This window comes from Leptospiraceae bacterium (genome assembly GCA_024233835.1).
Classification (GTDB): Bacteria; Spirochaetota; Leptospiria; order Leptospirales; family Leptospiraceae; genus JACKPC01.
Genome location: JACKPC010000002.1, coordinates 669,848 through 696,302, shown reverse-complemented (window position 1 = coordinate 696,302; position 26,455 = coordinate 669,848). Strand labels below are relative to the sequence as shown.

Here is a 26,455-nt window from a genome sequence, read left to right as displayed (position 1 = left end):
TTTATTTCGATAATAATTTAATTAAATCCGAATTATTTTTAAGAACAGGGTATTGCTTTGCAAATTGTTTGACCTGTTCTTTTAAATAAGAATCCAGATAAGAGATTCCCTTACTGAGGATCAAATCGGGTATTTCTCCGTAATAGGCCGAGGCTATAGAACCACACATGCAAGCAATTGTGTCGCTGTCGCCTCCGAGGGAAATCGCCTTTCTGATGGCAGATTCGTAATCCGTACTTTCTAAAAAACTAATAATGGCTTCCGGCACCGAGCCCTGACAGCTTACATCGAAATGGTAAGTTTTTCGTATATTAGAAATACTATCCTGTAAATTATATCCAAATCTTTTTTCTATTTCCTTTTGAATGAAGTCTTTAGATTTTCCATTTCTGGCATAAAAAGTGGCTAAAGCAATAGCTTTTGCTCCCTTAATACCTTCCGGGTGATTATGGCTTACACCGGCAGAACGTTCAGCTTCGGATAAAACTTCGGTTTCTGTCCGGAAAGCATAGGCTACGGGGCTTACTCGCATCGCAGAACCATTTCCATAGCTTCCATAGGCATTGGCTTCTTTATTTTGTGCCCATTCTGAGAACCGGCTTCCGTAACCGGCATTCGGATATCTATGATAAAAATTTTGATACGTTTCCCTGTAAGATTTCTGTTGTAGTAGGGCATAAGATGTAGCAATAGTCATGACCGTATCATCAGTGAACCTGGTTTCAGGAGGGAATAGCGGAAAGGTTTCCGTTTTTGTGTTTCTCCACTCATAAGTAGAACCTAATATGTCTCCGAGTATGGCTCCTATCATAATTAACTCCTATATATTTTACTAACTTCTTCGGCAATAATTTGTATACCTTTTTGTACCATATTATCGTCCTGTGCATAACTTACCCTGATACATTCCTGCTTATGCTTCCACTCATCTTCTTCGAGGCCGGGAAAGAAATAATGTCCGGAAACAACGAGAACTCCTCTTGCTTTGAGTTTTTCATATAAAAGCTTACTTCCACCCGGTAAATCGGGAAAATATAGCCATAAAAACATAGCTCCTTCCGGTTTATGAATATAATAGGGTAAACCTTTCAGGGCTTGATGAAAGGTTTCTAAAGCAAGTTTGACTTTCTTTTCATAATACGGCCGTACAAGATCCTTACTGATTCGAATGATTTCTGAGTTGGAAAGTAGTTCTGAAGTTAGAAGAAAACCTAAATTGTTCGGAGACAGATTTAGAATAGCATTGAGAGACGCAAGGGCTTTAATAATTTTCGATTCTGCTATAACAATACCGGTTCTTGTTCCCGGTAATCCTAATTTGGATAGACTCATACATAGAATTGTATTCGGAGAATAAAATAATTTTGCCTGTGTATATATTAGACCCGGAAAGGGATTTCCGTAAGCATTATCAATTATAAGAGGAATCTCATGCTTTATGGCTATCTCATGAAGTTTATGAATTTCCTCATCAGTTAATACATTCGAAGAAGGGTTCGTAGGTCTTGAAACGCAGATAGCAGCTATCTCATCTGTGATATTAAGTGCTTCAAAATCAATATGGTATTTAAAAAGATGATTGTCTAAAAATTCAATCTTAGAACGATAAGATTGAAAAAGGCCATCGCCTAAGCCAAGATCTGTATAGCCAATATATTCCGGGGCCAGGGGGAATAAGATTTTTTTCTTTTTGCCATTGGTATATTCTCCGGCGAAGAGGTTGAATAGTAGAAAAAAAGAAAATTGACTTCCATTCGTTAGACAAATATTTTCTCTACTAATATTCATAGAGTATTCTCTTTGAAAAAAAAGAAGCCAAATTATTTAGGAATTCATGTTCTCCCTCCGGGGGAGTGTAAATCCCGATAAGTTTCTTAAATTCTTCTTTAGACTGAATTAGATTAGAAAGTCTTTCTCTGAATATTTCTTGCACTTCCGGTATATGAGCGGGATTTCCTCCTCCCATCATGATCATACTACTATCCCCGGAAAGAGCTTTTCCTAAGTCATCCATTAAGGATAGAATACCGGCTTCAGCGGTAAATTTTTTACCAAATTTTGAAAATTCCAATTTGTTTATTTACGTTCCTTTAATGTTTTATAATATTCCTCATCTTTTAAAATCAATTGAAGTAATTCTTTTTCGATTTCAGGCTTATTTATATCATAGAAAAATTTATAAAACTCTTCTATAGCCATTTTTAATACCATTTCCGGATTTTGGGAAAAATCGTATGAGTTGGATTCTAACCAGAGTTTACATTCTTCTAAAAGACGTTTCATAAGAATTGTTACCTAATTAAATAATCTAATATATTAAAATATCATAAACCTTTAAAAATGGGAAACATCATACAATTCCATGATTTTATCCGGCTTTATAGGTTTGCTAAAATAAAATCCCTGACCCAGATTGCAATCAAGGGAGTTCAGGGTATTTACAATTTGAATCGTTTCTACTCCTTCTGCGACTATTTGGAGATTAAGGTTTTTAGCCAGACCGATAATCATTTTTACAATTGCCAGATCTTTACTATTGTCTTCCAAATACATCACAAAGGATTTGTCGATTTTTAAAAAATTAATGGGCATATTTCTAAGATAGCTTAAAGAAGAATAGCCGGTTCCAAAATCATCGATAGCAATGCTAATTCCGAGAGAGCCAATTCTTTTTAAAACTTTAATAATTTTTTGTGGTTCTGCCATCGCTTCGCTTTCTGTTATTTCAAGAGTTAATCTGGAAGGATGCAAAGAAACTTTTCCGAGTATGCTGAGTAAGGAATCATAAAAGTCTCTATCTAATAACTGTTGCACTGATACATTTACATTAACATGTAAAGGTTTCCCTATGTTTTCCCAAATTTTAGCCTGAGAGCTTGCTTCATATAGTACCCATTCTCCTACTTTTTTCATTGAAAAGCTTTCTTCTAATAAAGGAATGAACTCCATAGGGCTTACATCACCGAAAATTTCGCTTTTCCAGCGTATTAAAGCTTCTACAGCTATCATTTTTTTAGTAGTCAAATCAATAACCGGTTGGTAAACCAGTTGAAACTCTTCAGCAATAATCGCCTTTCGGAGAGCATTCAGCATATGAAATCGTCTTTCTGCCTTCTCATATAGAGTGCTGGTAAATATGACATAAGGTATTTTTCTATCTTTTTTTGCCTGATACATAGCTGTATCAGCATTTCTTAATAGAGTATCAAAATTTTTTCCATGAGCAGGAAAGCAAGCAACTCCGACACTCGCCTCTAAATAAATTCGGTTGTTTTCGATAGAAAAAGGTTCTGAAATTTCTGAAATCAAATCTTTACAGAAGTTTGTTATTTCACTTTCCGACATTTCTCTTTTTATCAATATGCAAAATTCGTCTCCTCCGATTCTAGAAATGAGGGCATTACGTTTAATTAATAAACGTATACGAATGGCTACTTCCAGTAATAGTTTATCTCCAATGGCATGTCCCAGAGAATCATTGACATCTTTGAATCCATCCAGATCAATATAAAAAAGTGCAAAGGGGATGGATGTATATTCAATAAATTGATCGACTTCTTTTTCAAATGAAAAACGATTAATTGCACCGGTTAAAAAATCATAATAAGCCAGACTTTTAATTTTAATGGCCATTTCTTTAAAAGCTTTACCAATGGATGTAAGCTCATCCTGTCCTTCGAGGCGGAAATAACTTCCAATATCAAAATTACCGGTTCCTAAAGTTTCTGTAGCATGGATCAGTTCTTTTATTCTCCTTCCGTAAAGGAAATAGAAGAAAGATATAATCATCATAACAGCAATGATGTTGATAGTACCGGAGCCCAGTGATTCCATGAGGGTAGAGTATAATGTTTCTTTCTTCAATTCTACCAGATCATAGTGCATCAGGATTAAATCTGAATTTAAGGGTCTTAGGGAAGAAATCTTTCTTTCCGGTATGTTTATGGGATAGACAAAGAGAATAAAATCTTTTTCTATTTTTATGAATGGAACTTTAGTTGTTCGAACCTTATTAAAATTATCATGATACCTGGATAAGAAGTCAAACTTATATTTGTGTATTAACTCTTTTAAATGATAGCCTTCGTATTTTCTTTTTGATGAAAGAAAAATATATTCTTTTTCATCAGATAGTAAGAGAAGTTTTATATAATTATCAGTCGAAAGGCTGGCAATAATATCCCGCAGGATGTTATAATTATCTTCATTTTTAAGCGATGAATTATAGCTATATTGAAGAATATCCATACTGGTTCGTATGGATTGAACTTTAGTATATTCTAAAGAATTAAACTCTTTGTTTACATTATATATAGTTTTTATTAGCTCGATTGATATTGTAAAAAAAATGAGTATTAAAGGAAATAATACCCGAAATGGATATTTTATAAAAAAACGGTAAACATTCATTTTAAAGATTCTTCGAGATAGCCTGGATCCAAAATACTTTGTAAATTTATACTTTTTGATAACAGTTTATTCTGCTTCATATGATAATATAATTTTTCTATTTTACCCGTAAAGGATTTATCTTTAAATGAATGCAAAACTTCTTTAGATGATGGAAAAACTATTGCAAAAAGACTTGACTTCACTTGCTGCTCACTTAAATTGTCTCTCTTTTGTATAGCCTGTATTGTTTCTGGATCTAAGTGTATAATTTTTTTTCTTTGGATTTCCCATTCTCTCAATAAGGCCACAACTCTTTTCCTTTGTTCATAACTTAAATCATCTCTAACGACCAGTACATCTACAATTTCGTAAGGAATACTCGAACTATTAAATAATTCTACAGCGCCTTCTTTTAGCAACTTACTTTTCACTGGTTCATATGTGATTAAAGCATCTACTTTTTTTTTCTTATAAAAAAACTCATGCTCATTGATTTCCATCGATAGAATCTTTATATCTTTAAGTTGAATAGAATGTAATTCCAGGATTCTGGAGAGGAAAAAAGCACCTAAAGCTGTGTTTTCGACTCCAATTACCTTTCCTTTCAGATCAGCAATGGATTGAATTCCCGGTCTGGCCAGGAGGCAATCCGCTCCATTCGAATAATCGGCTATATGTATAACTTTTACCTGATCGATAAATTGTTTTAAGTAAAGGGCTTCATCGAGGGTAATCGCGATAAGATCTACGGTTCCATTTCGGAAGGCTCTCATCGATTTAGAAGCGGAGGTATATTCAATCAGGTGAATATAGTTTTTTTTAAGTGAGCCATTATTTTCAGATAAAAAGATGGGTTCATAGCCAATCCAGAAATGAGCTCCCATTTTTAATACAGAAGGACTGGGATTGCAAAAAATGTTTATACAGAGGAATAAAAATAATATATAATTAAAAAAATAGTGACGCTTGTGATAATTAAAGAACATGATCAACCATCCTTATAATTCAGGTTCGCTTTTATTTGTATCCCTTAAAAAAGGGCGGGATTGTTTTTTCCATCAAAGGCGAGCTAACTATGGCTCGTTTGCTTTCCGGAAAAAATGAGGAACTGCATTAACCAGAAAATTGGAAAAACAATTTTATGAATATTCAAAGTCTTAATTTGTGTAAATAACTTTTTAACAGCTTGACATCATAAGATTATGGCCTTAATCTAAACTAAAAATAAGTCAAGGATAAATAAATGAAATTTTTGCGAACCCTTTTAGTATTTCTTTTCGTATCGACTTTGCCTGTGATGGCCTATTCAGATGATGCGTTTCGCTTGAGTCAGGATAATATTACCATTAAACCCGGTGGGGAAGTTGAATTAAAGCTGGATGTATATCTTCCCAAGAACCAGCACCTATATATTAAACCAGCCAGCTCTATGAGTTTTAATATCCCCACTTCTTTTAAAATTAAAGATCAGGGATTTGCCGTTGAGGTAGTAGAGTATCCGAATGGTGAAAAAAAGGAAGACGATTTTGTCCTGAAAGGCAGAGGAAGTACTAAAGCCGGTACTTATACTTTAAAAATTTTTGAAACGGAGGGAAAGGCTGCCGGTTCTAAGACTTATGCCCTTAAGTTGGAGATAAAGACCCAATGGTGTGATAGCAAAACCAATGTTTGTTTTCGACCTAACAAAATTGTTAAAAAGCTCAGTGCTAAAATTACCGGATCTAAAGATACGGCTATGCGATTCGGAGCTAGTGCTGAAAGAAGTGGTATTAATTGGGTAACCTCCTACAATTCTGCTTTTCAACAGGCGAAGCAGTCCGGTCAAAATGTGTTTGTGGTAATTACAGCTCCAACCTGGTGCGGATACTGTAAAATGCTGGAAAGAGATGTATTTGCCAAAGACTCAGTTCACTCGGTTTTAAATAGTAAATTTGTAGCTTTAAGAATATTAGATTCTAATCCGGATAAAAGTAAATTCAATTTTCGTGGATATCCAACCATGATGGTAGCCAATTCGAGTGGCCAAATACTCACTCAGAGTATTCCTCGTAGAGAAGATAGTTTTCTGACAGCTTTGAAAAAATATGAGACTTCCGGTGGAGGGAACGGAGGATCCGAAGATAACAAACCTCTTTCTGGTGAATCCTATAATTATTCTATCAAGGTAAATGGAACTTTTAAACGCACAGCAGACGGCCAATGGATAGAAACAAAAGAAACTACAGGGGAAAAAGTTTCTTATAAAGAAGTTCGAAGAGACTCAAACTACATAGTAATTCAGAATGTAAGCACAAAAACATTTCTGGCTTTACCTGTTCGTTCTTCAAAAGGTTTCATTTATGAAAATGGAAAATGGAAACCTTATTTAGATTTCTCTAAATAAGATTTGTTTACAGCGTATCTTAAAATAGGCTTATCTATTAAAGAAAAGCAAGCTGCAAGAGCCTGTAGTTTCATTTTTAGACAGGCCTTATATCATAGGCGAGTCGTCGGTGGCTCGCCTACACTTAAAAAAACTTTGAAAGCTTTATTACCTGTATGTGTGTTGGATCCAGGTTTCTTGCTTTTTCATAGAAAAATCTTGCTTCTTCTATATATCCTTTTAATCGGTAGGCATCGGAAAGGTTGATTAGGTTTTTAAATAGATACTCATCAAGCTCATAAGCTATTTTTCCATATTCAATAGCTTTTTCATATTGATCATAGACCTTTATACAAACAGAAAGGTAGAAAAAAGCCAGCGAATTCTTTTTATCAAGAGAAAGATACTTTTCGAGGTAGTAGATAGCATCACCATAATTTTTATTTTTCATATAGTCCAGAATCTTCATCCAGAGAAATTCCTGGCTTAATGGCTCTGAGTCATTTTCTTTGTATTCTATCTTTAATATAGATAAATCATCGGTGAGCTTGCCTTTTGATTTTAAATGTCTTACGATTTCATTTAGATCTGTTTTAGCTTCCTCCACAATGCTTAAGAAGAGTGATTCATCTTCATTTATTTCTTTATGTTCAATACCTATATCTAAATCGTCTCTACCATCGGAAGCAGCAATTAAAATATCGCCTGCCTGAAGTTGAAACTTTTTAACAGCAAAGGAAAATTCAGATTCAGAACCTAATTTTCTTAGTGATAATTCGGTTTCGATAAAATCAGCTTTTCCATCCCGATAAAGTACTGTCCAGGGATGCTCTGCATTGAAATAATACATTTCTCCTGTAAATTCATTAATTAAACCTAAAACTCCTGATATCATCATTGAGCCATTAAAAGTAGAAAACATAGCATTCAATTCGTAATAAGTATTCTCTATCCATTTTTCGGGACTAATTTTTAAAATACGATTATCTTTGGCTGAGCGCCTCATAATATTATTTAAAGAGGTACCGAGAACTATGGCTCCGCCGGCACCCTGCATAGATTTTCCCATTGCATCCCCATTGAAAAACATAATATAGCGGTTTTTTTCTGTGAAGAAACGCAGATTACCTGTAATACAAATATCACCTCCGATTTCGGACTGTCGGTTTCTAAATACAAACTTCTTTTTTTGTTGGATTAGAAATTCAGAACGAACCTGCTTTGATTTGTTGTAATTGGTAGCCAGTGGTTTTTCTATTAGAGAAGTTAAAAAATAATCTCCATCCTGTTGAATTTTAAGTTCTTCTATTTCCTGCATTTTTTTTGTTACTTCAAGAGTTCTTTCTTTTACCTTCTCTTCGAGGGTTGCATTCCATTCTTCTAATTTAGCATTTAAATCTTCTGTAATATTCTGCGTTTCTGCTGTACGGGAAGCCAGGATAAACATAATGCTACTGATAAATGCAGGAAAGCCAAGACCGGTTAAATAATATTTAATATTTAAAGGGAAGAATACGGCTAATATGTTGTCATGAATAATAAAGATGATGGTGGGTATAAAACCATAGAGAATGGGGACTGCTCCTTTCCTTTTATTTTTTACAGCCCAGATGATGAGATAAATTATATAAGCAATAACAGGGAATAGAAAGAAGAGACTGATAGAATACACCTTTCGAAGCCAGACATAATTGGGTTGAACTAAACCCAGGACAATAGGTAAAAGCATTCCGAAAATAAAGATTCGTTTTAGACCTTTACTATTTTCTTTTTCAAAAAAAGTAGTTAAAAATTTTGTTAAAGTAAAGGCAGAGATAAAGGTTACCATTAAAATAAATTTCTGGTAATTTACATAGGAAATACCCAGAACATGTAAAGAATCAGAAAAGAAATTGCTGGAATATAGTGCATAGGTAAAAGAAAAAAGTGCATAATACAAACTTGGAACTTCTTTTTTACGCTTCAAATAGATAACCAGGTGATATGCCGATAATAGGGTAAACAATAGTGCTATGTATAGATTCACATCTTTTCTAAGAAAACTATTAAAATAGAATTCATTTTCTACTTCACTTCGTTCACCGATGACAAATTGCTTATCTATCATTCCATCACTTTCTACGTACATCCTGATAAGTAAGATGTTTTCTTCTTCATTGAACATAGACTTATCCAGTGGATAAATTCGATTCGTGTTCCAGGCATTCCAGGGTTGAGGAGGAAATTTACCTGTATTTCCTACAAAATTCCCATTTATATAAACTTCATCTGCCCACATTATTTTACCCAAGCCTATTGATAAAAGTTTATATGATTTTGTATCTATGCGAAATTTAGAACGCAGCCAGATCTCTCCTTTTCTTTCTGGAAAATAAACGGATAATGAAGAGGGATTTTCAACTTTCTTATATTCTTGATTATCAATGCGGTACTCCCAATTTGCTTCTATCCAATGTAAATTTTTATTGGATTCAGAACAATTAGTAAAAGTGAAGGATACTAAAAAGAGAATGGATAGATGAAAGATATTTCTCATTAATGTTTATTAGCTCCTTAAAAAGACTATACGAGTAAATTTTATTATATGGAATGGAATTTCTTCGTCCACTTGTTTCTTAAAAATTTCAAATTTTTTCTTGATTTGAATCAGAGTTCCTGATAAAAATCTCTTATGAGAATAAAAGTAATTATAGTATTCAGCCTATTTATGCTTGGTTTTGTTCGGTTAATGTCAGAATCTCTTTCCGGAAGGATTACGGCAAATTCCGGGTTAACATTACGAGAAAGGCCGGGAAAAGAGTATCCCAAAGTTTCAATCATTCCCTGGGATGCACAGGTCGAAGTGCTGGATACATCCGGTCCGATAGAAATTATCAAAGGGAAAAAGTCCCCCTGGTTTAAACTTTCTTATCAGGGGAAGGAAGGTTGGGCTTTTGGATACTACATCACCACATTTCCCAATCAAAAAAGTTCCCTTGAAGAGGATTTTCGAATCAGACTATATTCGGCCTGGTTAAAATTAGGGGAGTCTAAAAATCATTGTTCGGATACATTTGATTATTTTCCGGATGGAGGAATGAGGATATTTTATTGTCATATAAAAGAGTTTATGGATTATGAATTTTTAAGTAGATATCTTACTATTCCTATTTTTAAAAGTGGTCCTCACTCCAGGTTTGCTCTTAATCTAAATGCTACCCATGATTTCGGACATTATAATCCTGAATTTGTTTTGCATATTCGAAAGCTCTTTCTTCCTGCCTTAAAAAATCCTTTTTTTCTAAGGATGAGTACAAGTATATATAACCAATATATAAAAAAATTAGCGGAAACTTTTGAAGTCACCTATAAGGTTTTAGAATCGAATCCAAGTTATAAGAAAGGCGAGTTAGATGCCTATACCTCTCATTTACAAACCAGTCCCGGTGCTAATTTTGACTATGAGAAATATTATTATTTTCTGTCTAAAACAAAATATGCAAATGTTTACGATGGGAATGTAGTTAAAACCTGTGTGGCATTTTGGTTAAGGAGAAATTTGGATGGAACTGCTTCGGAATTTTATGAAGGGCTTCGGGAATTAATGAATCTATATAATGCTGGTATAAAAACTAAAAATTAAAATTATAATACATAAAAAATCCGTTTTTTATATTACCCGGATAAGAAGTTTTTAAAAAATCAATTTTGAACCCTTCCCTTACAGCGGGTACGGGAAGGGCTTCTATGCCGTTATAAAAAATATTTAAATATAACGCGTCTATAAGCTGAATCAAATAGATGCCTCCCATAATCCCGAGACTGATATTTCCGGCATTGGCAACAGAACTCAGATTGGAGAATTCTGATTGTACATTAGAAATTCCTCTTAGAGCCATAAGTTTTCTGGTACTTGTATCACTAGAAGGTATAGAATAGGTGAGAATGAGATCGGGCATAAGTTTTGCGCTTAATTGACTATTTTTTTGAAATTGATTCAGAGCATAGGCATAACCCAATCCGGAAAGAACAAATGCGCCCATATAGAAATAACCACGTATGCGCTGGGAGGTAGAATTATACATGGAACCGGCATATACCTGTCCCCAGCCGGGAAATACAGCAGAACGCTTTAGGATTTCATACTGATAATTGTCCGAATAAGCTTCCATTTCTTTACGCTGTAATTTTTTTTCTTCTTTTTTCAGGACTTGTTGTTCTTCAGGACTCAGTTCCGGATTTGTGCTATCTTGAATATTTAGAGGGGTCCAATCTGTTTTAGCAGATAGCTCACCCAGCTTATTATAAACAGACAACCTTTTCTTATACTTACCCGGTAGTAGAGGAAGCATAAGTTCGTTATTTTTTAGTTCTTTTGAATAAACTGCTTTTCCTTTTTCGTCAATTACTTCAATTTTATAACTTGAAGCTAAATCAATCTTCTTCCATTTTAATCTAGCTTTTTTATGAGGCTTCTTAGATAAAACGTTAAATGACATCCAATTAGAAGTAATTTCTTCACCCAGTTTATTATAAACAATTAATCGCTTCTCATAAGTTCCCGGTTTTAGCTCAACAGGGAAATGATCTTTTTCCGTTTCTTTATCCAGAAGTATTGCGCCTTCACTATTTCTAATTTGAAAGCGGTAATGACTTGCTTCCTTTAGTGGTTTCCATTTAAAATCTATAGTCTGGGCATAAGTAGATATAGATACAATAAACAAAATAATTAATAAAATACCCTGGTAAAGATGCATTGTCTTATTCTATTCAAGATATACGTCTTCCGGCGTTATGAATTCAATTTTATCCTTTTCTATTGTTTTTGAAAGATAGATTCTGAATGTTGTATTAGACGTATCAGAATATGTATTTGTTTCAGTAAGCTTGCCCTGAATTTTAAAAATATAATCTCCTGTTTTTAAACGTGTAATGTCACTTATTGTCAGGGTGTTTCCCCGGAAATTAGAATTCTCATAAATACTACTGTTATCACTCAAACGTATTAAACTAATAGAATAGGCAGAGTATTCTTTTTCATTTTTCCAGGAAATACTAAGAGAATCGCGATTTAGCATATCAACTTTACCCTTATTTTGAGGAAAGATTATTTCCGGGAGTTTTAAAGCTTTTATTTGTAAGGAGAAGGGCTGTTGTGTAATGAAAGTTTTTCCTGATTTTGTGAGACCTTTTACCCTCCAAAAGTAGTTTCCACTTTTCATATCAACAGAACAGGATGTTTGGATACACTCTCTGGAATAGACAATATTTTTAAAGTTTTTCTCTCTTCCCAATTCAAGGATATATTTTAAACTATCTTCACTGATCTCTTCCCATTTGAATGTAAGATTTCCGGGGTTAAAAGTACTTCCATTAACAGGACTTGTTAGCTTAATACTACCCGGTAATATTTTTTGAATCTGTATGCTTCGAATTTCTGAATCTGTATTTTTATCTTCTTCTTTCCAGGAACCGATTACCTTCCAGTAGTATACTCCATCTTTTAATTCATCTCTTATATCAATAGATTCAGAACTTGTTTTGGTTTGAAAGACGATGTTCTGAAAGTTTTTATCTTTTGATACCAGTACCCTGTAGGAACTATATTCAGAGTTGTACTTCCATATAAGAACCAGGGCGAATTTAAATTCATTGTAGTAATAGGTGTAATTATTTTCCGGACTGACGAGTAGGGGGGGAGAGATACTGAAGATTTTTTTAATAGAAAAACTTTTAAGCCCTGAAATTTTCTCTGTGGCCCCATCGAGTTCAAGTTTGCTTATAAGGCGGTAGTAGTAGGTTCCGGTTTCAAGATTATTTAAAATTGTACTTGTATTTTTTGTTTTAATGGAACGTAAGATAGAGCTAAAATTTGCATCTTTACTGACCTCCAGCTTATAGTAATCAATAAAGTCAATTTTCTTCCAGGAAAAAAGAATTTCCGGAAGATTCCTTGTATAAGTGAATTCTCTCTTATCCTCCGGAATATATATTTCACTGGCACTATTTTGTATAATATGGAAAGATTGAGCCGGTGCGAAGGCTTTATTGGGGTCATCTTCGGAATATACTTTCCATACATATTTTCCGGGTTTTAGAGAAACCGAATAGTTGGAAGAATTAACTTGAATCTTGTAATCTTTTTCTTTAATACTTTCTGTGTTTTTTATCTCTAATATATAAGTTTGTTTACTTTCTTCATTTGTCTCCCAGTTAAATGGAATGGACTTTGTTTCTTCCGAAGTATAAAAGACACTTAAATTCTTGGGATTTTGATATTTTACATTTTTCTTAATCTTGAAAAGCTTTTCTCCCTTAACCGTTAATAGTTCATTTTGATTGATAATTTGTTTATTCCCGTCTTTGGAAAGTTCCACCTTTCCTTCTTTTACATCGAAGCGAACATCAGCAGTCTTGGACTTATCAAGACTGATATTGGCATCATCTACATTTAGTTCAACATTACCGGATTTAACCCGGATTTTGTTCTTGGCAGATTGATCTGCTTTTTTTGTATTTACGTTAAAGTTACCCTGCACAAAATCAAGGTTGATTTCTCCACTGCCTTTTTTAAAAACAATCATGGAATTTTCTCCGATATTGATTTCGGATTTATCATTCATGATAACGGTTACACTCGAATAATCAGAGGTTTTGATTACATCATAATTATAAATATTAGCAGTTTTCTCTATTTCTTCCCAGACAACCCTTCCACCCATTCTTCTGTAATTATCTTTTTGAATATAGGTAACTTTTCCAATTACTTCTCTATCTCCTACATCCAGTCGACGATTAAAATCAATGATTAAGATAATTGTGAAAAGAATGATAATGATTCCTACAGCTATATTAACACGTAGAGCTTCCCTTTGGAGTCTTTTAAAGGAATAGCTAATGGTTATTATATTTTTATCCTCCATTTGTATATCCTAAAATACTGTTTTATTCCAAAATCTCATATTTCACTTCTTCTGCCTCTACATTAACATTTTCTGCTTTCTTTTTATCATACTGAATGCCGACCAGCTCTCTGAGCTCATCAATCGTTTTGGGATCGGAAGGATCGTCAAATCTTCCCAGTAGGGCATAGACGGATTGAGGTTCTGATTTCCCTTTTACCTTAATAGAACTCATTTTTTCGACACGGTAAATGTCTTTCACTATATTATATAAATCTTCTGTTATTAAAATATCCGTTCCGAAGGGTTTATTTAGAGGTTCCACTCTGGATGCGAGGTTAACTGCATCCCCGATAACCGTATATTGGAGTTTTTCACTGGAACCCATTTGTCCGGCAACCACAGGTCCGTAGTTTAAACCGCAACCTATTCGGATAATGGGTTTGTCTTCAGAGCCTCTACCACGATTAAATTTTATAAGGGCTTTTCTCATCATCAAGGTTCCGGTTAAGGCATTCTCCACATCATTTCCTTTTGAGATGGGAACCCCCCAGGTAGCCATAATTGCATCACCTATATACTTATCTACGGTTCCACCGGTTTCATTGATACAGGAAACCATAGCGGTCATATATTCATTTAGAAATTCAATTACCGCTTCCGGTTCCATTTTTTCGGAGATGGCTGTAAAACTTCGTATATCAGAGAAGAAGATTACACAATTTTTTCTTTCTCCTCCGAGCTTAATTTCTCCGTGCAGAGCCATTTCTGCTACTTCTCGGTTTACAAAACGGGTGAGGGCATCTTTGACTTTTTCTCTCTCGCTTAAGCCCTTACCCATCTCTGTAAAGGAATTGGTAAGTAAGCCCAATTCATCTCTTGTTGTGGGTGTAAGAGAAATTTCAAACTCTCCTTTTTGAATTCTTTTGGTAGCTTTTACCAGGGCTAATAGGGGCTTTATCAGATTATTAGCAAAATTATATATAATAGAAAAGGCTACTCCCAGTGTAATTACCATGATAAAAATATTACGTCTTTGAATATTATAAACTTCTTCAAAAGCCTTGTTTTCGGAAATATCCGAGACAACAACAGAAGAAGCAAAACCAGTTTTGTTATAAGAACCAATGAAATATCCTGTTTGTTCTGTATCCAGATATCGAATTTGACCGGTTTCATAAGTACCTTTGGTTTCACTAAGACTTTGCTTAACCACCGGAGAAGAGTATAAGTTTTTAGCAGAAAGAATAAAAGCCTCTATCGGATGAGCAATAATTTCTCCTTCTTCATTTACCAGGTAGTTTACACCGATGGCTCCCTTATTTTCGAAAGCTTTATTAATGGCAGCCACATGTAAGATGGCCAGGGAGAGAGTTTTTTTATTCTTATCAAAAGGAATTGCTATAGCAAAAACAGGGATTTTTAATATAGGGCTAACATTTTTTAATACGGCCTTTCCTTCTATAGCTTTCTTGAAAATGGCTTCATGAGTGCTGATAACTTTTAGAAAATCATTTTCTTTAATTCTATTTTCTTCCATGGCTTCTGAATTAAAAACCATCTTTTCAAGGACTAATTTATCCTTTTCTAACTTATATTTTGAAAGCATAATGAAGTTTTTATCGTTTTGAAAAAACAGGGAGATAAAATTTTCTTTCTGAGATTCATTTTTGAATTCTTGTTGAAGTGTAGTTTGCATGAGATTAATTTTTTCTGCAATAAACAAGAATTGATTACGTATATGGCTACCGACTATATCTGTTATATGTAATCCATTTTCTTTAACTCTTGTTTCACTATCTTCTTTGAAGAAAATCGTTGCAATAACAATCATAGCGGATAGGGCCAAAAAGATTGTGGATGAGTTTATAAAAATTAGCTTGAGTTTAATTGTCCATCGGGAAGGTATGAAAACTGTCTTATCCTGTTCTTTCATTTATATAGCCTTGCCAAAAAACGTCACCTAATAATAGGGAGTAGATTCGAGCATAAAAACTAAATACGATTCAGAAACCTTGTCAATAAATTTTTAATTAAAAAGTACCCTGATTTTTGATTCTATAATACCGAGAATGAAAAAAGAAGATGATTCGATGTGCCCTATAAAAGCAAGCGGGTAGAAAAAAAGATGTTTTTAAAATGTAAAAATAATGTATACAGGGTAAAAAAAAGGCTGCAATGTCTATATATTGAATTTAAAAAGAGTAAATTGCTGTTTGTTGTATTATGTTTTTTCTCTATAGCTTATTTTCCTCTGAGATCGGAAAGCTCTCAGCTTCTGGAAAATCAACATCCACTTGCCATGTATCTTGCTTTTATTGGAGAGAACTGGGAAGTTTTTTGTAATTTTTGAGAGTTCACCGCGAGTCAGAGCGTTTGAATATTGAACTCGCAAGGCAGAAAGATGCTTTTTATCGATTTGTACCCACACGTTTTCTGGAATTATTAGATAAAAGCTCGGTTGTAGATATAGATGTGGGGGATAATACAGAAAAAGTAGAAATGAGCTCAAGTCATATATTAATTTGAGTTTTAATTATTTGTTTTTGGTAATTCTTTCTCATCAGTACCTGATTTTTTCAAATCTTTGGGAGCAGATTCTTTAGAAGTTTCCGGCTTTACTTCCTTTTTTTCTTCCTGCTTCTGTTTTATTTCTAAAAATTCTACCAACTTCTTTCTATCTGTTAATAGACCTTTAGGTGCCAGTTTCATCTCAATATCTTCGATAGCCATTTTAAAATTACCGGGGCCTTCTTTTTTTCTGGCTGTTCCGTATTTGTCAGGAGTTTTAATCAGTTTGGAAACTCCGATATTTCCTTCTTCATCTAATATTAGAATCTTTGCAGATTTATCTCGGTAGACGTTAATTTCAAAATAAGGTTTATTTACCCATACTGTAAAATAAGAGCTATAATCTAAACCCAGCGAAAACACCTGGAACTGTTTATTAGGTGTGAGATTTGGCATTTTGATATTTCCCTTTAAGCAGGCTATTTCTCGAATAACTTTTGCCCGGGTATAAGTTCCAGATTGATGTGCAAAAAGTCTTCTGTGCCTGTACTTATGATTCAAAGATGAAGTGGACTCCATCCATCTTCCGGTTTCGTTCATATAGTACAGTTTGAAATAATTACCGGGGTAATCTCCGGGAAATACAAGTTCAATTTGATGAGGCTTTTTTAATTCCAGTTTACTTCCATCCGGACTTTTAAAAAATAATTTCAATATTCCTTTTGCTTCCAAAAAGTATTCTCGACCGATTACGTCATAGTATTTTAAACCTAAACCCGAATATAGCAGATCAATATCGTCTACAGCTTCCATTAAGGTAATTACAACTTTTCCTGAGTAATCATTTCCTTTATCATCGATAAAAGCTTTTGCCGGGATTTTTAATATCGTTCCCTGCTTTCCTTTGATTTCAGAAGGGACGGTTCCATCGATTTCATATTTTTCTTCTGTGAGTAAGGCATCTCGGAAAAAATTTATAAGTTTCACGTTGTCCATTCTCTGTATAGGGCCCTTATGGATTTTAAGAGGTTTTGCACCCGGTGGATAGCTTAAGATTCCATATTCGGTGAATTTATAATTGATACCTGGAAAGGAGTATAATATGAAAGGATAGAATATTAATAATAAAAAATATATGTAAAATCTAATAGTATGAAGAATCATTTTTTACCTGACATTTTTTTGGATAATTTTTCGAAGTTCACTTGTTTTGGGGTAGTCCGGATAAAGTTCATCTACCCGATTCAGATCATCTAAAGCACTCAGGTAGTCACCCCGTTTATAATAAACCACCGCTCTATGGTAATAACTATCATAGTAATCGGGATTCAATCGAATTGCAATATTCAATTGTTGCAAAGCGCTATTATATTCACGCTTTTTATAATGAATCATCCCGAGACACATCCTCGGGAAAAACATATTCGGATTTTCTTTCACGACTGTTAGAAGAATTTCTTTAGCTTTATACTCATTATTTTGTTTGGATAAAAATATTGCATAATTAGTTTGATAAACCGGATTATAGGGGGAAGCTTTGATTAGTAATTTGTAAAATTCTTCCGCTTCCTTCATTTCTCCCATCATGAAGTGACTTAAAGCAAGATTGGAAAGAACGATTTGGGAATCCTTCTGTATCATTAGAGCATTTTGAAAGCAGGCCCTGGCTTCTTTATATTTTTTCTCTGTGAGTAACACCACGCCGTATTCATTCCAACAATCATGTGATTTCATACCGGAGCATAATTTTTCATAGATTTTTTCTGCCTTTTTTGAATCTCCTAAATCGAGATAAAGGCGTGCCTGTAGAAGCTCATCTTCAGGTTTAGAAATTAAGCCTCCTTTTTCCAGAAGGTGAACAGCTTCTTTAAACCTGCCCTGATTTCTTAGTTTTTCTACTTTCTCAATACCTTCAGAAAAGAGGGGAAATAGAAAAATAAAAATTAAAAAAATAAGTCCTTTCTTTTTTTGCTGCATTATTCTACCTCTATGAAATACTGAGTACAGTTCGAATGCAAGATTTTATTGGCGATCTATTAGACTTTTTTTGGAAAAATGCAGAGAATTTTATCCTGATGAACGGACATTATCCTCCTTTATTGCAGGGTTTTGAATACCGTCGAGAAAATTCTGTATATTTGCAAGATCTGGTAGATTTCATTCCTGAGAAAGATTGGAGTGATCCGGACAGGCGTTTTGAAACTTATTTAGAAGCTTTTCAAAAGCGTAGAGAGGCCAATCTTCCGGGTTTTGTATCAATTTCTGAGTCACTATTAACTGTTGTAAATTCTGAAGAACTGGACAATTTGGGTTTTCCAATAGATAACCTTCAGGAACTAAAAAATCTGCAAAAGGATTTTCCGGGTTTATTTGAAAAATGCGAGGCCCTTACTATTTATCTGGAGTATAAAAATACTGCCAGGCTAACCTGGGCCAGGATCTTTCGGACCGATTCAATAGTAAATCACCTGAGCGAATATGTAGAATGTACGGGGAATCAAATCGATGGTTTACTTCGAAATGCCAGGAATATTGTTTATAAAGCCTCAGGCTAAGTTTTCTCGAATTGGGGAATGTTTTAAGATTTCCTGAAAAAGCTTTTGTCTCATTTCTTCATTCAAGTTAATAAAGCGAAAAATATACACAGATTCGAGGCGTTCCGATTTTTGTATCTTACCGAGACAATGAAGAGAATCAATTTCTCCAAAACTCATTTCTAATTCCCAGATGCCATTTTTGGCAAGATAGCTATCGAGAGCATTTTCTTGCGGCCAGAATAAAATTCCCCTATCGGAAATTTTAAAGGTATTTCCCGGAAAAACAAAACCGGTTTCATAAGAGTTTTTTTCTCCTTTCCAGGATTTCAGAAGAATGGGACTGTGTATTTCGACCATTAAATGCTCATCTCCTTTCATCTGGATGTTTTGTAACTGGTATACCTTTAGAACACCGGGAAAAGTTGCCTGCACTTTCATTTCTAAAAGATAGCTTCCGGAATTGGGTCTATAAACGTAAATAAAAGCTTTCCTTTCATTCCATTCAGGAGACATCGGTATTCCCGGTGTGCTGAGGGTCAGGTTTTCTTTATCGATTTTTAAAATAGTTCCGAGAAAGTGTTGGGAGGAAATTTCAATACCGCAACTTTCTCCCTCATAAAGACCTGAAAGAGAGTTGATTAGTCCAAGATTGGGTTTGGAAAATAACTTTTCGAATATTTTCACCAGGGATTGAACCGGATACTCTGTGTTTCCGGCAAAGAGACTGAAGAGATTCTTTTTTACGGTTTCTCTTGAGTCTTCCTGAAAGAGCTGCTCTTTGTCTTTTTTCTTAAGGTTTTTAAAAAAGAACCTGAGGATTTGGATTTCCTTATGGGTGAGGCCACGTTTTACAGCTTCTTCATGCAGAAAATTCCAGATCTGATTTTTCCTTCGGGCCTGCTCGTAGAACAGAGTGGAGATTCGAAGAAAGGCATAAATGCACAGTAGAATCAGGAATCCATAAAAGAAATCCAGCCATCCATATTGGGGCCAGATTAATAATTCTGAAATGAGCAAGGTTCTTTCCTTTTCCGTCTGTTGAATTAATTTCCGGTATTTCCCTAAATCGCAGGCGAACCACCGGTGGCTCGCTTACTTCTGAATTATTTAATAATTTTCATTTCTTTCAGGTTGGAAATTACAATCTTTGTGATATCATTTAGAACCGGCCAGTTCCAGGGGTAGGGTATGGTAATATCAAATTCAAGATAATCTTTTACTTCTTCTTTGGAATTATCCATATTCTTTAAAAAATCTCCCAACTGTATCGCATCAATTGTAAAGCAGACGTGAAGACCTGACTGATCTTTTGTGTAAACTTTCCTGACTACCTGTAATTGTTTTGCTGAGGGTTCGACTTCGATAGAGGGTTTAATGGTTTCTTCAAGCTTTTCCATTACCTCGAAGGCTTTTTCTACATCTGATTCGCTATGCTTTTTCTTTACTCTTGTAGCTCTCTTTTTTGTCTCAGACTGAGGATTGGGTTCGGGAATTTCCGGTTTTTGATCCTGGACCGGGCTTTCTTCTGCCTTTACCTGTACTGTACTTTCATCTAATTTTTTCCGTTTTTTAGGTATCGCCATGAGGGTACTCCACTTCTTGAACTATAGTTTTTGCTATTTCTTCAACATCCTGAAGAGCTTTTTCTGCCTGGGTTGTTAACTTTTTATTAGACTGAACCGAGTTGAAGTAATCGTAGAGATTCATTCCATCTCGGTTAAAGTTTTCATAGATTCCCCTTGAAGGATAAACCGCATCCAGGCAATGGATGTAATCGGGGAGAATATCTGAAAAATAATCGAGAACTTTTTTCTTACTGGTTTGAGAATAGGTGAAGGAAGGGAGAACAAAAAAACTGTTTCTCTTTTCCGGATGATTCTTGATAATTTCTTTAATAATCGGAAGAAGGTTGTCAGCAAAAGCTGCTTCATCGTTAGTAGATGTCCTCATCGGGATGATAACCATATCGGAAAAGGCACAGGCAAAACGGGTATGAAGCTTGCTAACACTTTCCCCCGGTGTATCGAGTATAACGAGTTGATTGTGAACGGATATAGATTTAATGCCTTCCTGAATGACTTCCTTTTGTGTACTGGAAATATGATGAAAGGAAATCCCTTCTATGGAAAAGCCGTTCTCTTCTCTCTCTTTCCACCAGGATTCAAGGGTTCCCTGCGGATCCAGTTCAACCAGAGCTACGGAGCTGAAATTCTCTCTCATGACTTTCGAAAAAGCTGTATTTAAGGCCAGAGTGCTTTTTCCGGTCCCACCTTTTGTTTGAATAAAGCTGATTATCATACTTTTGATTATGTCCCTTTTTCCAGCTTATAAAATATCTCATAAATTTCCATAAAAATATTTACCGAAAAGGCTATATTATTTATACTTGGCAGGCGATGAAAAGAACTCAGAAAAAGACCAGGAAAGAGATATTCAGACTGAATAAAGGAAAAGATATTTTTATAATAGAGAAAGAAAACGAATGTATTCTGCATTACAAGAAGAACATAATCGCAACTAAATGGGAGGATGAAGAAACTCCCAGAAAGAAATACATCCAATATAAAGGTGAGGGAATTGAGGATATTTACCAGGGAATGAAACCGGTAAACTATTTTACTACAAATGGAATTCCTCAACACTTATCCCTGATAGACGCTTCCTTTCCTGCCCTTGAGCTTTTATCTGCCGGAGAATACGAACTGTACTACCCTTTTTATACCTGGGAAGAAGGTCTTGAGATCATTGATTTTGAACCCAATAAAGAGATTTCTTTTCTTTCCAGGGCATTAACCCTACTGTCTTTGCAAAAACGGGAAAATATGGATAAAAGTCGTATAGACTATTTTGTAAAGGCTATAAAAAACGGAGCGAGACCGGTAATTTACACCCTGGGAACCATGGAACATGGAGCCAAGTTTATTTTGGATGGACACCATAAAGCCTTTGCTTATGAAGCTGCAAAAGTAGAACCGGAGATGTTTTTTATCCGAAAGGTTTACTGAAATTTTTCTGTTTATTTTCCTTGCAGGAATCCCTTTACCTTTCAATCTAGCCCTATCTAAAATTAGGAGTACAGGTGAATGAATAAAATACTTTCTATTGTAGTTGCAGTAGCATTTCTTTTAAGTACAGGTCTTCTGGCAGGACCCAAGTCAGATAAGTTGAAAGGTATCGAGAACGCTATTCAGAAGTTAGAAGCAGCGGCTACCAAACTTGACGAAAAGGGAAAAAAAGAACAGGCTGATAAACTTAGAGGAAAAATTGCTCAACTTAAAGAAAAGTTAGAGAAGAAAAAGGCGAAAGTCAAAGACGAAGAAGGTGATGACAAGGGCGGTAAACCTGAAGACAAGGGTAAGGACGGAAAGTCGGACGACAAAGGCGGTAAACCTGAAGATAAGGGTAAAGACGGAAAGTCGGACGACAAGGGTGGAAAGCCGGATGACAAAGGCAAAGGTAAAGGCAAAAAAAAATAAAATAAGGAGAAATGAATGAAAAAAATAATAATATTTTTAGCAATAATCGGAATCAGTTTCTTAAGCATCGCGTGCTCCGAAAAGCCACAGGAAACCAAAACAGACGAAGTTAAAACAACAGAAAATAAGGCTTCTGAAAGTAAGACTGAAATAACAGAAGATAACGCTTTAGATGAAGCTGATAAACTTATTAAAGAATTAGACGATATCTGATTTTTTCCCAGGGCACTTTATAGTGCCCTTTTTATTTTATGACTCAAACAAAAAAGATATATTTTGCTCACGGAAAGGAAAGCGGCCCTCAGGGTAGGAAGATTCTCAGACTTTCAGAGGTAGCAAAAAAAATGGGTTTTGAGACGGAAAGTCCTTCTTATGAAGGCATGAATGAACCTGAGGAAAGAATAAAAAAACTATTAAACCTTTATGAACCGAGAGATACAATCATTTTAGTTGGTTCCAGCATGGGGGCCTATGTTTCCACAGTAGCCTCCAGACATATAAAACCGGATGGACTTTTTCTTTTAGCACCGGCTTTTTATATAGATTCTTATCCGGAAAAAATACCTGAACCGGAAGCGAGACAGATTGAGATCGTTCATGGATGGAAAGACGATTTGATTTCTCCAAAAAATATTTTTCATTATGCTGAGCAGTTCGGAATAAAACTTCATATGTTGGATTCGAATCATCGTCTGAGTGATTGCGTAGAAGACATTGCAGAGATATTCAAAAATTTTCTAAAAAAGTTTTAAGAAATATTTGAAAAACAGAATAATCTAAACTACTTTCCTTTAACAAAACCCACACCCTCCGGAACCTGCTGACTGTCGCATGGTGAAGTATTTTCTGTATAAAGAAAATAGTAATGGATTTTTTAATTGGCTTTGAGTTCGGTATCCGGAATGAAGAAGAAAGAAAAAACATTTATTATTCAGGGGGAAAAAATTAAAACCCTGGATGACTTTTATGATGAAGTTAGTCGCCTGCTGGGTTCTTTAACCGGAAAAGGAGCTTCCAGTCGGAATTTAAATGCACTGATTGATGTTTTGCGGGGCGGATTTGGAGCTCATGAATTCATGGAAAAAATAACCATCGTCTGGTCTAACTTTCATTTAAGCAAAAAATTTGAGGGCAAAAAAGCAGTTCTGGAAATCCTATCAGAAGCGGAAAATGTCACGTTCATAACGGAAGAGTTTTCAAGAAATGATTAAAGAGCTTTATAAGTTCTTTCAGAACCTATCCTGAATGGCTGCTCGATTATCTTGTTTCAAAAAGTTTTTCTTACTATATAACCTTTCTATAAAAAGCTAAACATCGACGTTGTAGGGACTGTATATCGACGCTATATAGTTTCTCTCATGCCGATACAGTCCCATGGCAAGGAAAATTTTCTAAAGTCTTATCAAGATGCAAAGGAAATAGCTGCTGATGAAACCGGCCTGCCTCCTGAAACTTTTCCGGAACAAGCACCCTTTACCTTTGAACAGGTAATGGATGAAAGTTATCTACCAGAGTAAACAATGGCTATAACTTTCTAAGAACCCATGCGGAATCTTGCTTTTTTAATGGAGTTTTTTTCTTCTAAGATTTCTATCCCTTCTAAGAAAACGTGATGAAAATCCCCGGTTGTCTGGATCATCTCATCTGCCAGTTTGGCTATGGTTAGCCAGTTGGGGTTTTCCACAACGGGACTAGTAAAGGTTTTTCCTTTTGCTATAGGCATGGGAATTTCTATTTCCGCTTTGCCAGTTTTTATTTTTATGGGTTCTAAGCCCGGTGATTCTTCTTCATTTTTATCCCAGATGCTGTTATACTCCTGATAGAAAAAGACTTTTCCTTCTATTGCGACCTTATCCAGATTATCTATAATCAGTTCGTTTTCATCATAGTCGTACATTCCATAGATAAGGTGCTTGCAATTTAATTTTTTGACCATTCGGTCGTATATAATTTCATTCTTTCTTTCAATGTCATCTGTCATTTAGACTATCCTATTTATTTAGAGTAAGCTAATAGAGAATTCGACTGAATGCGAATAAAAGATAAGATAGATATATTCGTAACATTAAAATTTATTTAAAATCCAGTTTTTCTACTCCGTCCCAATCAGGTGAGACTCCATTTTTTAAATAAAATTCACAGCGTGTAAGATAGAGTTCGGAGGCTTTGTCTTTCGGGTCCAATCGTTTTACTTTTTGAAAATATTCTACTGCGATTTCAAAATTCTTTTGTTGATAGTTTTCTATTCCTGTTTCAAAGTCATTTTTGGTTTTGAGTTTTAATTCAATTATCCTATTCGAATTTCCATTCAGGACTTCATAAATTTTTACGGATTGATTCTTGCCTTTTACTTTAACCGTATCTAAAAGGCGATAGGATAGTTCTGTAATATCTTTAGAATATTCTAATACATCTTTGCTAATAATTAAAGAACAGGAGTAGGCCTTGGTCAGTCCTTCTAATCTTGAGGAAGTATTTACTACATCAGAAATCACAGTTCCTTCGAGACGTTCTTTTTCTCCGATTATTCCTACCATTTGTTTTCCGGTATGAATTCCAATTCCTATAGAAATCTTCTCCAGTCCTTTGTTCATTCTTTCCTGGTTAAAGAGATGTAACTCTTCTAACATTTCAATCGCGGCTTGAATTGCATCTTTTGGACTTAGAGGAAACAGAGCCATGATTCCATCTCCTATAAACTTATCTATATAGCCGTTGTATTTACGAATACAGGGTGCAATTTTATTTAAGTAAGAGTTTATGAAATGGAAGCTTTCTTCGGGTGTCATGAGTTCAGAGATTGTAGTAAATGATCGGATATCCGAAAAAAGAACAGTCATCTTCTTTTCAACGGCATCCCCCAAATTAACCTTAGTTATGATATCTTTATTTAAAAAACGAAGCAATTCTTCAGGAACAAAGCGAGCATAAGATTGAATGAGTTTTTTCTTATTTTTTATAGATTCATGTTGGGTTCGAATGAGTTCATTTTTAGCCAGATCCTTTTCTTTTCGCATGAACATAATTTTGTCTCCAACGGCGAGAGATAGAAGTATGGACTCTAAGGCAGAACCAATTTGCATAGCATTTTCTGTAAATATATTGGTTGGAAGAATTCCTAAAAGAGTTAATCCGAAGGATACGGTTCCGAGGATGAGTGTCGAAAAAGCGAGAATATAAAAACGAGCCGGCTTGTATCCTATTAAAAAAATATGCAAACCGGATATAAATAGTAACATAAGGCCGGTAATGGTCAAAGTAGCAAGACCCAGAGAGGTAAAGAAATAAATTGAAGTGTTTAAACTACAAAACCCGAGGATGCTAAATGCTGAAAGAAATCCATAAAAGAGAAAATTTAGTTTTGGAAAATTTGAATTGATATTTAGAATTTTTTTTGTAAATAAAAATAAAAATATTTCGGTAAAAGATATAAAAAGGAGTAAAAAAGAATTCATAATAGGAGAATTATTCCAGAGATATTCAAATGAAATTCCGTTATATCCCATCTGAACCAACAAAAAGCTAAATAAGTATAGTACATAATAGATAAAAGTAGAGTCTTTTAATGAAAAAAATAAGCTCAGGTTATAAACCAGCATAACAAAGATAATTCCATAATAGAATCCTAATGCAAACCTTTCATTATTAAGATTTTCTATAAATATCGTGTTATCATATAGAGTTAATGGGATTTGCATGGATCCGGTCGATTGTAATCTCATGAGATATAAAGCTTTTTCTCGCGGAATGGCCTTAATCTTAAAAATAAAATTTTTATTTTTTAAATCTCTCTGTTGAAAAATGAAATGGTCTCCTGTCTGTCTCTTTCGCCATGTATTCTTTTCGTACGAGTAAAACTGGATATTGTCTAAATTTGGGTAACTGTGTTCTAGTAAGAATTCTTTTTCTTTTGATATATTAAAAGTGAGTTGAAACTTTACCCAAAAAGTAGAGTTTGTAAAACCGAAATTTGGTTTGTCAACTCTACTTCTTATAAATTTCTTTGCAAATTCGGGATTGCTCACTTCTTCAATCGTAAGCTTTCCTGTCTTATCTTCATAGTATTCTAAATATTTACCCAACACCAGTTTCTGAAACTGGGAGTCTACAACAATGCTTCCTGTGGCCTGTACTGGAATGCAGGCGAAAATAGAAACAAATGTGATAAAGATAAATAACCGAAGTTTGGACATTGAAAATCCCTGAAGAGTATTTTTTTACATTCTTCTCAGGATAAAACTTTTTGTAAAAGAAAAATTTAGAGTAAATAAAAAAGTCATTTTTGGTTCTTGACTG

25 protein-coding genes and 1 pseudogene are annotated in these 26,455 nt (G+C 34.6%); 10 read left to right on the top strand and 16 right to left on the bottom strand.

Annotated elements, in window-relative coordinates; translation table 11 throughout:
* Position 1: 1 nt before the first annotated feature.
* The 5 genes and pseudogenes from H7A25_12365 to H7A25_12345 form a co-directional block, all read right to left on the bottom strand.
* The gene (locus H7A25_12365; GenBank protein ID MCP5500693.1) at positions 2–811 is read right to left on the bottom strand and encodes an ADP-ribosylglycohydrolase family protein; all 810 of its coding nucleotides are present in this window, start codon (positions 809–811) and stop codon (positions 2–4) included.
* A gap of 2 nt (positions 812–813) precedes the next feature.
* Positions 814–2,071 (bottom strand): annotated as a pseudogene (locus H7A25_12360) (valine--pyruvate transaminase).
* A gap of 5 nt (positions 2,072–2,076) precedes the next feature.
* On the bottom strand, positions 2,077–2,283 hold the full coding sequence (locus tag H7A25_12355) for a hypothetical protein (GenBank protein MCP5500692.1): 207 nt from the start codon (positions 2,281–2,283) through the stop codon (positions 2,077–2,079).
* Positions 2,284–2,334: 51 nt separating this feature from the next.
* The gene (locus tag H7A25_12350) at positions 2,335–4,410 is read right to left on the bottom strand and encodes a GGDEF domain-containing protein (protein ID MCP5500691.1); all 2,076 of its coding nucleotides are present in this window, start codon (positions 4,408–4,410) and stop codon (positions 2,335–2,337) included.
* Positions 4,407–5,378, bottom strand: coding sequence for an ABC transporter substrate-binding protein (locus H7A25_12345; GenBank protein MCP5500690.1), 972 nt, complete (start codon positions 5,376–5,378; stop codon positions 4,407–4,409). Before H7A25_12345 ends, H7A25_12350 begins: the two co-directional genes overlap by 4 nt.
* A 257-nt stretch (positions 5,379–5,635) precedes the next feature.
* Between H7A25_12345 and H7A25_12340 the strand changes: the two genes are divergently transcribed.
* Positions 5,636–6,775, top strand: a complete 1,140-nt coding sequence (locus tag H7A25_12340) for a thioredoxin family protein (GenBank protein MCP5500689.1) — start codon at positions 5,636–5,638, stop codon at positions 6,773–6,775.
* A gap of 124 nt (positions 6,776–6,899) precedes the next feature.
* Here the strand turns inward: H7A25_12340 and H7A25_12335 are convergent, their stop codons facing one another.
* Positions 6,900–9,290, bottom strand: coding sequence for a SpoIIE family protein phosphatase (locus H7A25_12335; protein MCP5500688.1), 2,391 nt, complete (start codon positions 9,288–9,290; stop codon positions 6,900–6,902).
* A 135-nt stretch (positions 9,291–9,425) separates the two neighbouring features.
* Between H7A25_12335 and H7A25_12330 the strand changes: the two genes are divergently transcribed.
* The gene (locus H7A25_12330; GenBank protein ID MCP5500687.1) at positions 9,426–10,376 is read left to right on the top strand and encodes an SH3 domain-containing protein; all 951 of its coding nucleotides are present in this window, start codon (positions 9,426–9,428) and stop codon (positions 10,374–10,376) included.
* Here H7A25_12330 and H7A25_12325 read toward each other — a convergent pair.
* From H7A25_12325 to H7A25_12315, 3 genes are read right to left on the bottom strand one after another with little or no spacing between them, the layout of a single operon-like run.
* Positions 10,366–11,490, bottom strand: a complete 1,125-nt coding sequence (locus tag H7A25_12325) for a hypothetical protein (GenBank protein ID MCP5500686.1) — start codon at positions 11,488–11,490, stop codon at positions 10,366–10,368. The genes H7A25_12330 and H7A25_12325 overlap by 11 nt on opposite strands.
* A gap of 9 nt (positions 11,491–11,499) precedes the next feature.
* Positions 11,500–13,656 carry a FecR domain-containing protein gene (locus H7A25_12320; protein ID MCP5500685.1) on the bottom strand — a complete coding sequence of 719 codons (2,157 nt, stop codon included), beginning with the start codon at positions 13,654–13,656 and terminating at the stop codon, positions 11,500–11,502.
* Between the two features lie 22 nt (positions 13,657–13,678).
* Positions 13,679–15,571 (bottom strand): adenylate/guanylate cyclase domain-containing protein, encoded by a 1,893-nt coding sequence (locus tag H7A25_12315; protein MCP5500684.1) that lies wholly within the window; start codon positions 15,569–15,571, stop codon positions 13,679–13,681.
* A 413-nt stretch (positions 15,572–15,984) separates the two neighbouring features.
* Between H7A25_12315 and H7A25_12310 the strand changes: the two genes are divergently transcribed.
* Complete coding sequence (locus tag H7A25_12310) at positions 15,985–16,164, top strand: hypothetical protein (protein MCP5500683.1); 180 nt, start codon at positions 15,985–15,987, stop codon at positions 16,162–16,164.
* Between the two features lie 3 nt (positions 16,165–16,167).
* Here the strand turns inward: H7A25_12310 and H7A25_12305 are convergent, their stop codons facing one another.
* Both H7A25_12305 and H7A25_12300 read right to left on the bottom strand, forming a co-directional pair.
* On the bottom strand, positions 16,168–17,133 hold the full coding sequence (locus H7A25_12305; protein ID MCP5500682.1) for a hypothetical protein: 966 nt from the start codon (positions 17,131–17,133) through the stop codon (positions 16,168–16,170).
* A gap of 180 nt (positions 17,134–17,313) precedes the next feature.
* A complete protein-coding gene (locus H7A25_12300; GenBank protein MCP5500681.1) occupies positions 17,314–18,123 on the bottom strand; it encodes a tetratricopeptide repeat protein in 810 nt (269 codons plus the stop codon).
* A gap of 35 nt (positions 18,124–18,158) precedes the next feature.
* Here H7A25_12300 and H7A25_12295 point away from each other — a divergent pair, with 35 nt between their 5' ends.
* Positions 18,159–18,701, top strand: coding sequence for a hypothetical protein (locus H7A25_12295; GenBank protein MCP5500680.1), 543 nt, complete (start codon positions 18,159–18,161; stop codon positions 18,699–18,701).
* Here H7A25_12295 and H7A25_12290 read toward each other — a convergent pair.
* The 3 genes from H7A25_12290 to H7A25_12280 all read right to left on the bottom strand — a co-directional run bounded on the left by H7A25_12290 (position 18,693) and on the right by H7A25_12280 (position 20,981).
* Positions 18,693–19,700 (bottom strand): hypothetical protein, encoded by a 1,008-nt coding sequence (locus H7A25_12290; protein ID MCP5500679.1) that lies wholly within the window; start codon positions 19,698–19,700, stop codon positions 18,693–18,695. The genes H7A25_12295 and H7A25_12290 overlap by 9 nt on opposite strands.
* Positions 19,701–19,786: 86 nt before the next feature.
* Entirely contained in the window at positions 19,787–20,266 is a 480-nt protein-coding gene (locus H7A25_12285) for a hypothetical protein (GenBank protein MCP5500678.1), read from the bottom strand.
* Complete coding sequence (locus tag H7A25_12280) at positions 20,253–20,981, bottom strand: ParA family protein (GenBank protein MCP5500677.1); 729 nt, start codon at positions 20,979–20,981, stop codon at positions 20,253–20,255. Before H7A25_12280 ends, H7A25_12285 begins: the two co-directional genes overlap by 14 nt.
* 98 nt (positions 20,982–21,079) lie before the next feature.
* Between H7A25_12280 and H7A25_12275 the strand changes: the two genes are divergently transcribed.
* The 6 genes from H7A25_12275 to H7A25_12250 all read left to right on the top strand — a co-directional run bounded on the left by H7A25_12275 (position 21,080) and on the right by H7A25_12250 (position 23,676).
* A complete protein-coding gene (locus H7A25_12275) occupies positions 21,080–21,688 on the top strand; it encodes a hypothetical protein (GenBank protein MCP5500676.1) in 609 nt (202 codons plus the stop codon).
* A 78-nt stretch (positions 21,689–21,766) separates the two neighbouring features.
* Positions 21,767–22,159 carry a hypothetical protein gene (locus H7A25_12270; protein ID MCP5500675.1) on the top strand — a complete coding sequence of 131 codons (393 nt, stop codon included), beginning with the start codon at positions 21,767–21,769 and terminating at the stop codon, positions 22,157–22,159.
* A 15-nt stretch (positions 22,160–22,174) separates the two neighbouring features.
* Positions 22,175–22,372 carry a hypothetical protein gene (locus H7A25_12265; protein ID MCP5500674.1) on the top strand — a complete coding sequence of 66 codons (198 nt, stop codon included), beginning with the start codon at positions 22,175–22,177 and terminating at the stop codon, positions 22,370–22,372.
* A gap of 38 nt (positions 22,373–22,410) precedes the next feature.
* Positions 22,411–22,911, top strand: coding sequence for an alpha/beta hydrolase (locus tag H7A25_12260; protein ID MCP5500673.1), 501 nt, complete (start codon positions 22,411–22,413; stop codon positions 22,909–22,911).
* Between the two features lie 150 nt (positions 22,912–23,061).
* Entirely contained in the window at positions 23,062–23,370 is a 309-nt protein-coding gene (locus tag H7A25_12255) for a barstar family protein (protein MCP5500672.1), read from the top strand.
* A 147-nt stretch (positions 23,371–23,517) separates the two neighbouring features.
* Positions 23,518–23,676 (top strand): DUF29 family protein, encoded by a 159-nt coding sequence (locus H7A25_12250; protein ID MCP5500671.1) that lies wholly within the window; start codon positions 23,518–23,520, stop codon positions 23,674–23,676.
* 17 nt (positions 23,677–23,693) lie between these two features.
* Here H7A25_12250 and H7A25_12245 read toward each other — a convergent pair whose 3' ends face one another.
* Together H7A25_12245 and H7A25_12240 are read right to left on the bottom strand one after the other, a co-directional pair.
* Complete coding sequence (locus H7A25_12245; protein ID MCP5500670.1) at positions 23,694–24,140, bottom strand: hypothetical protein; 447 nt, start codon at positions 24,138–24,140, stop codon at positions 23,694–23,696.
* Positions 24,141–24,231: 91 nt separating this feature from the next.
* Positions 24,232–26,352 (bottom strand): adenylate cyclase, encoded by a 2,121-nt coding sequence (locus H7A25_12240; protein MCP5500669.1) that lies wholly within the window; start codon positions 26,350–26,352, stop codon positions 24,232–24,234.
* Positions 26,353–26,455 lie beyond the last annotated feature (103 nt).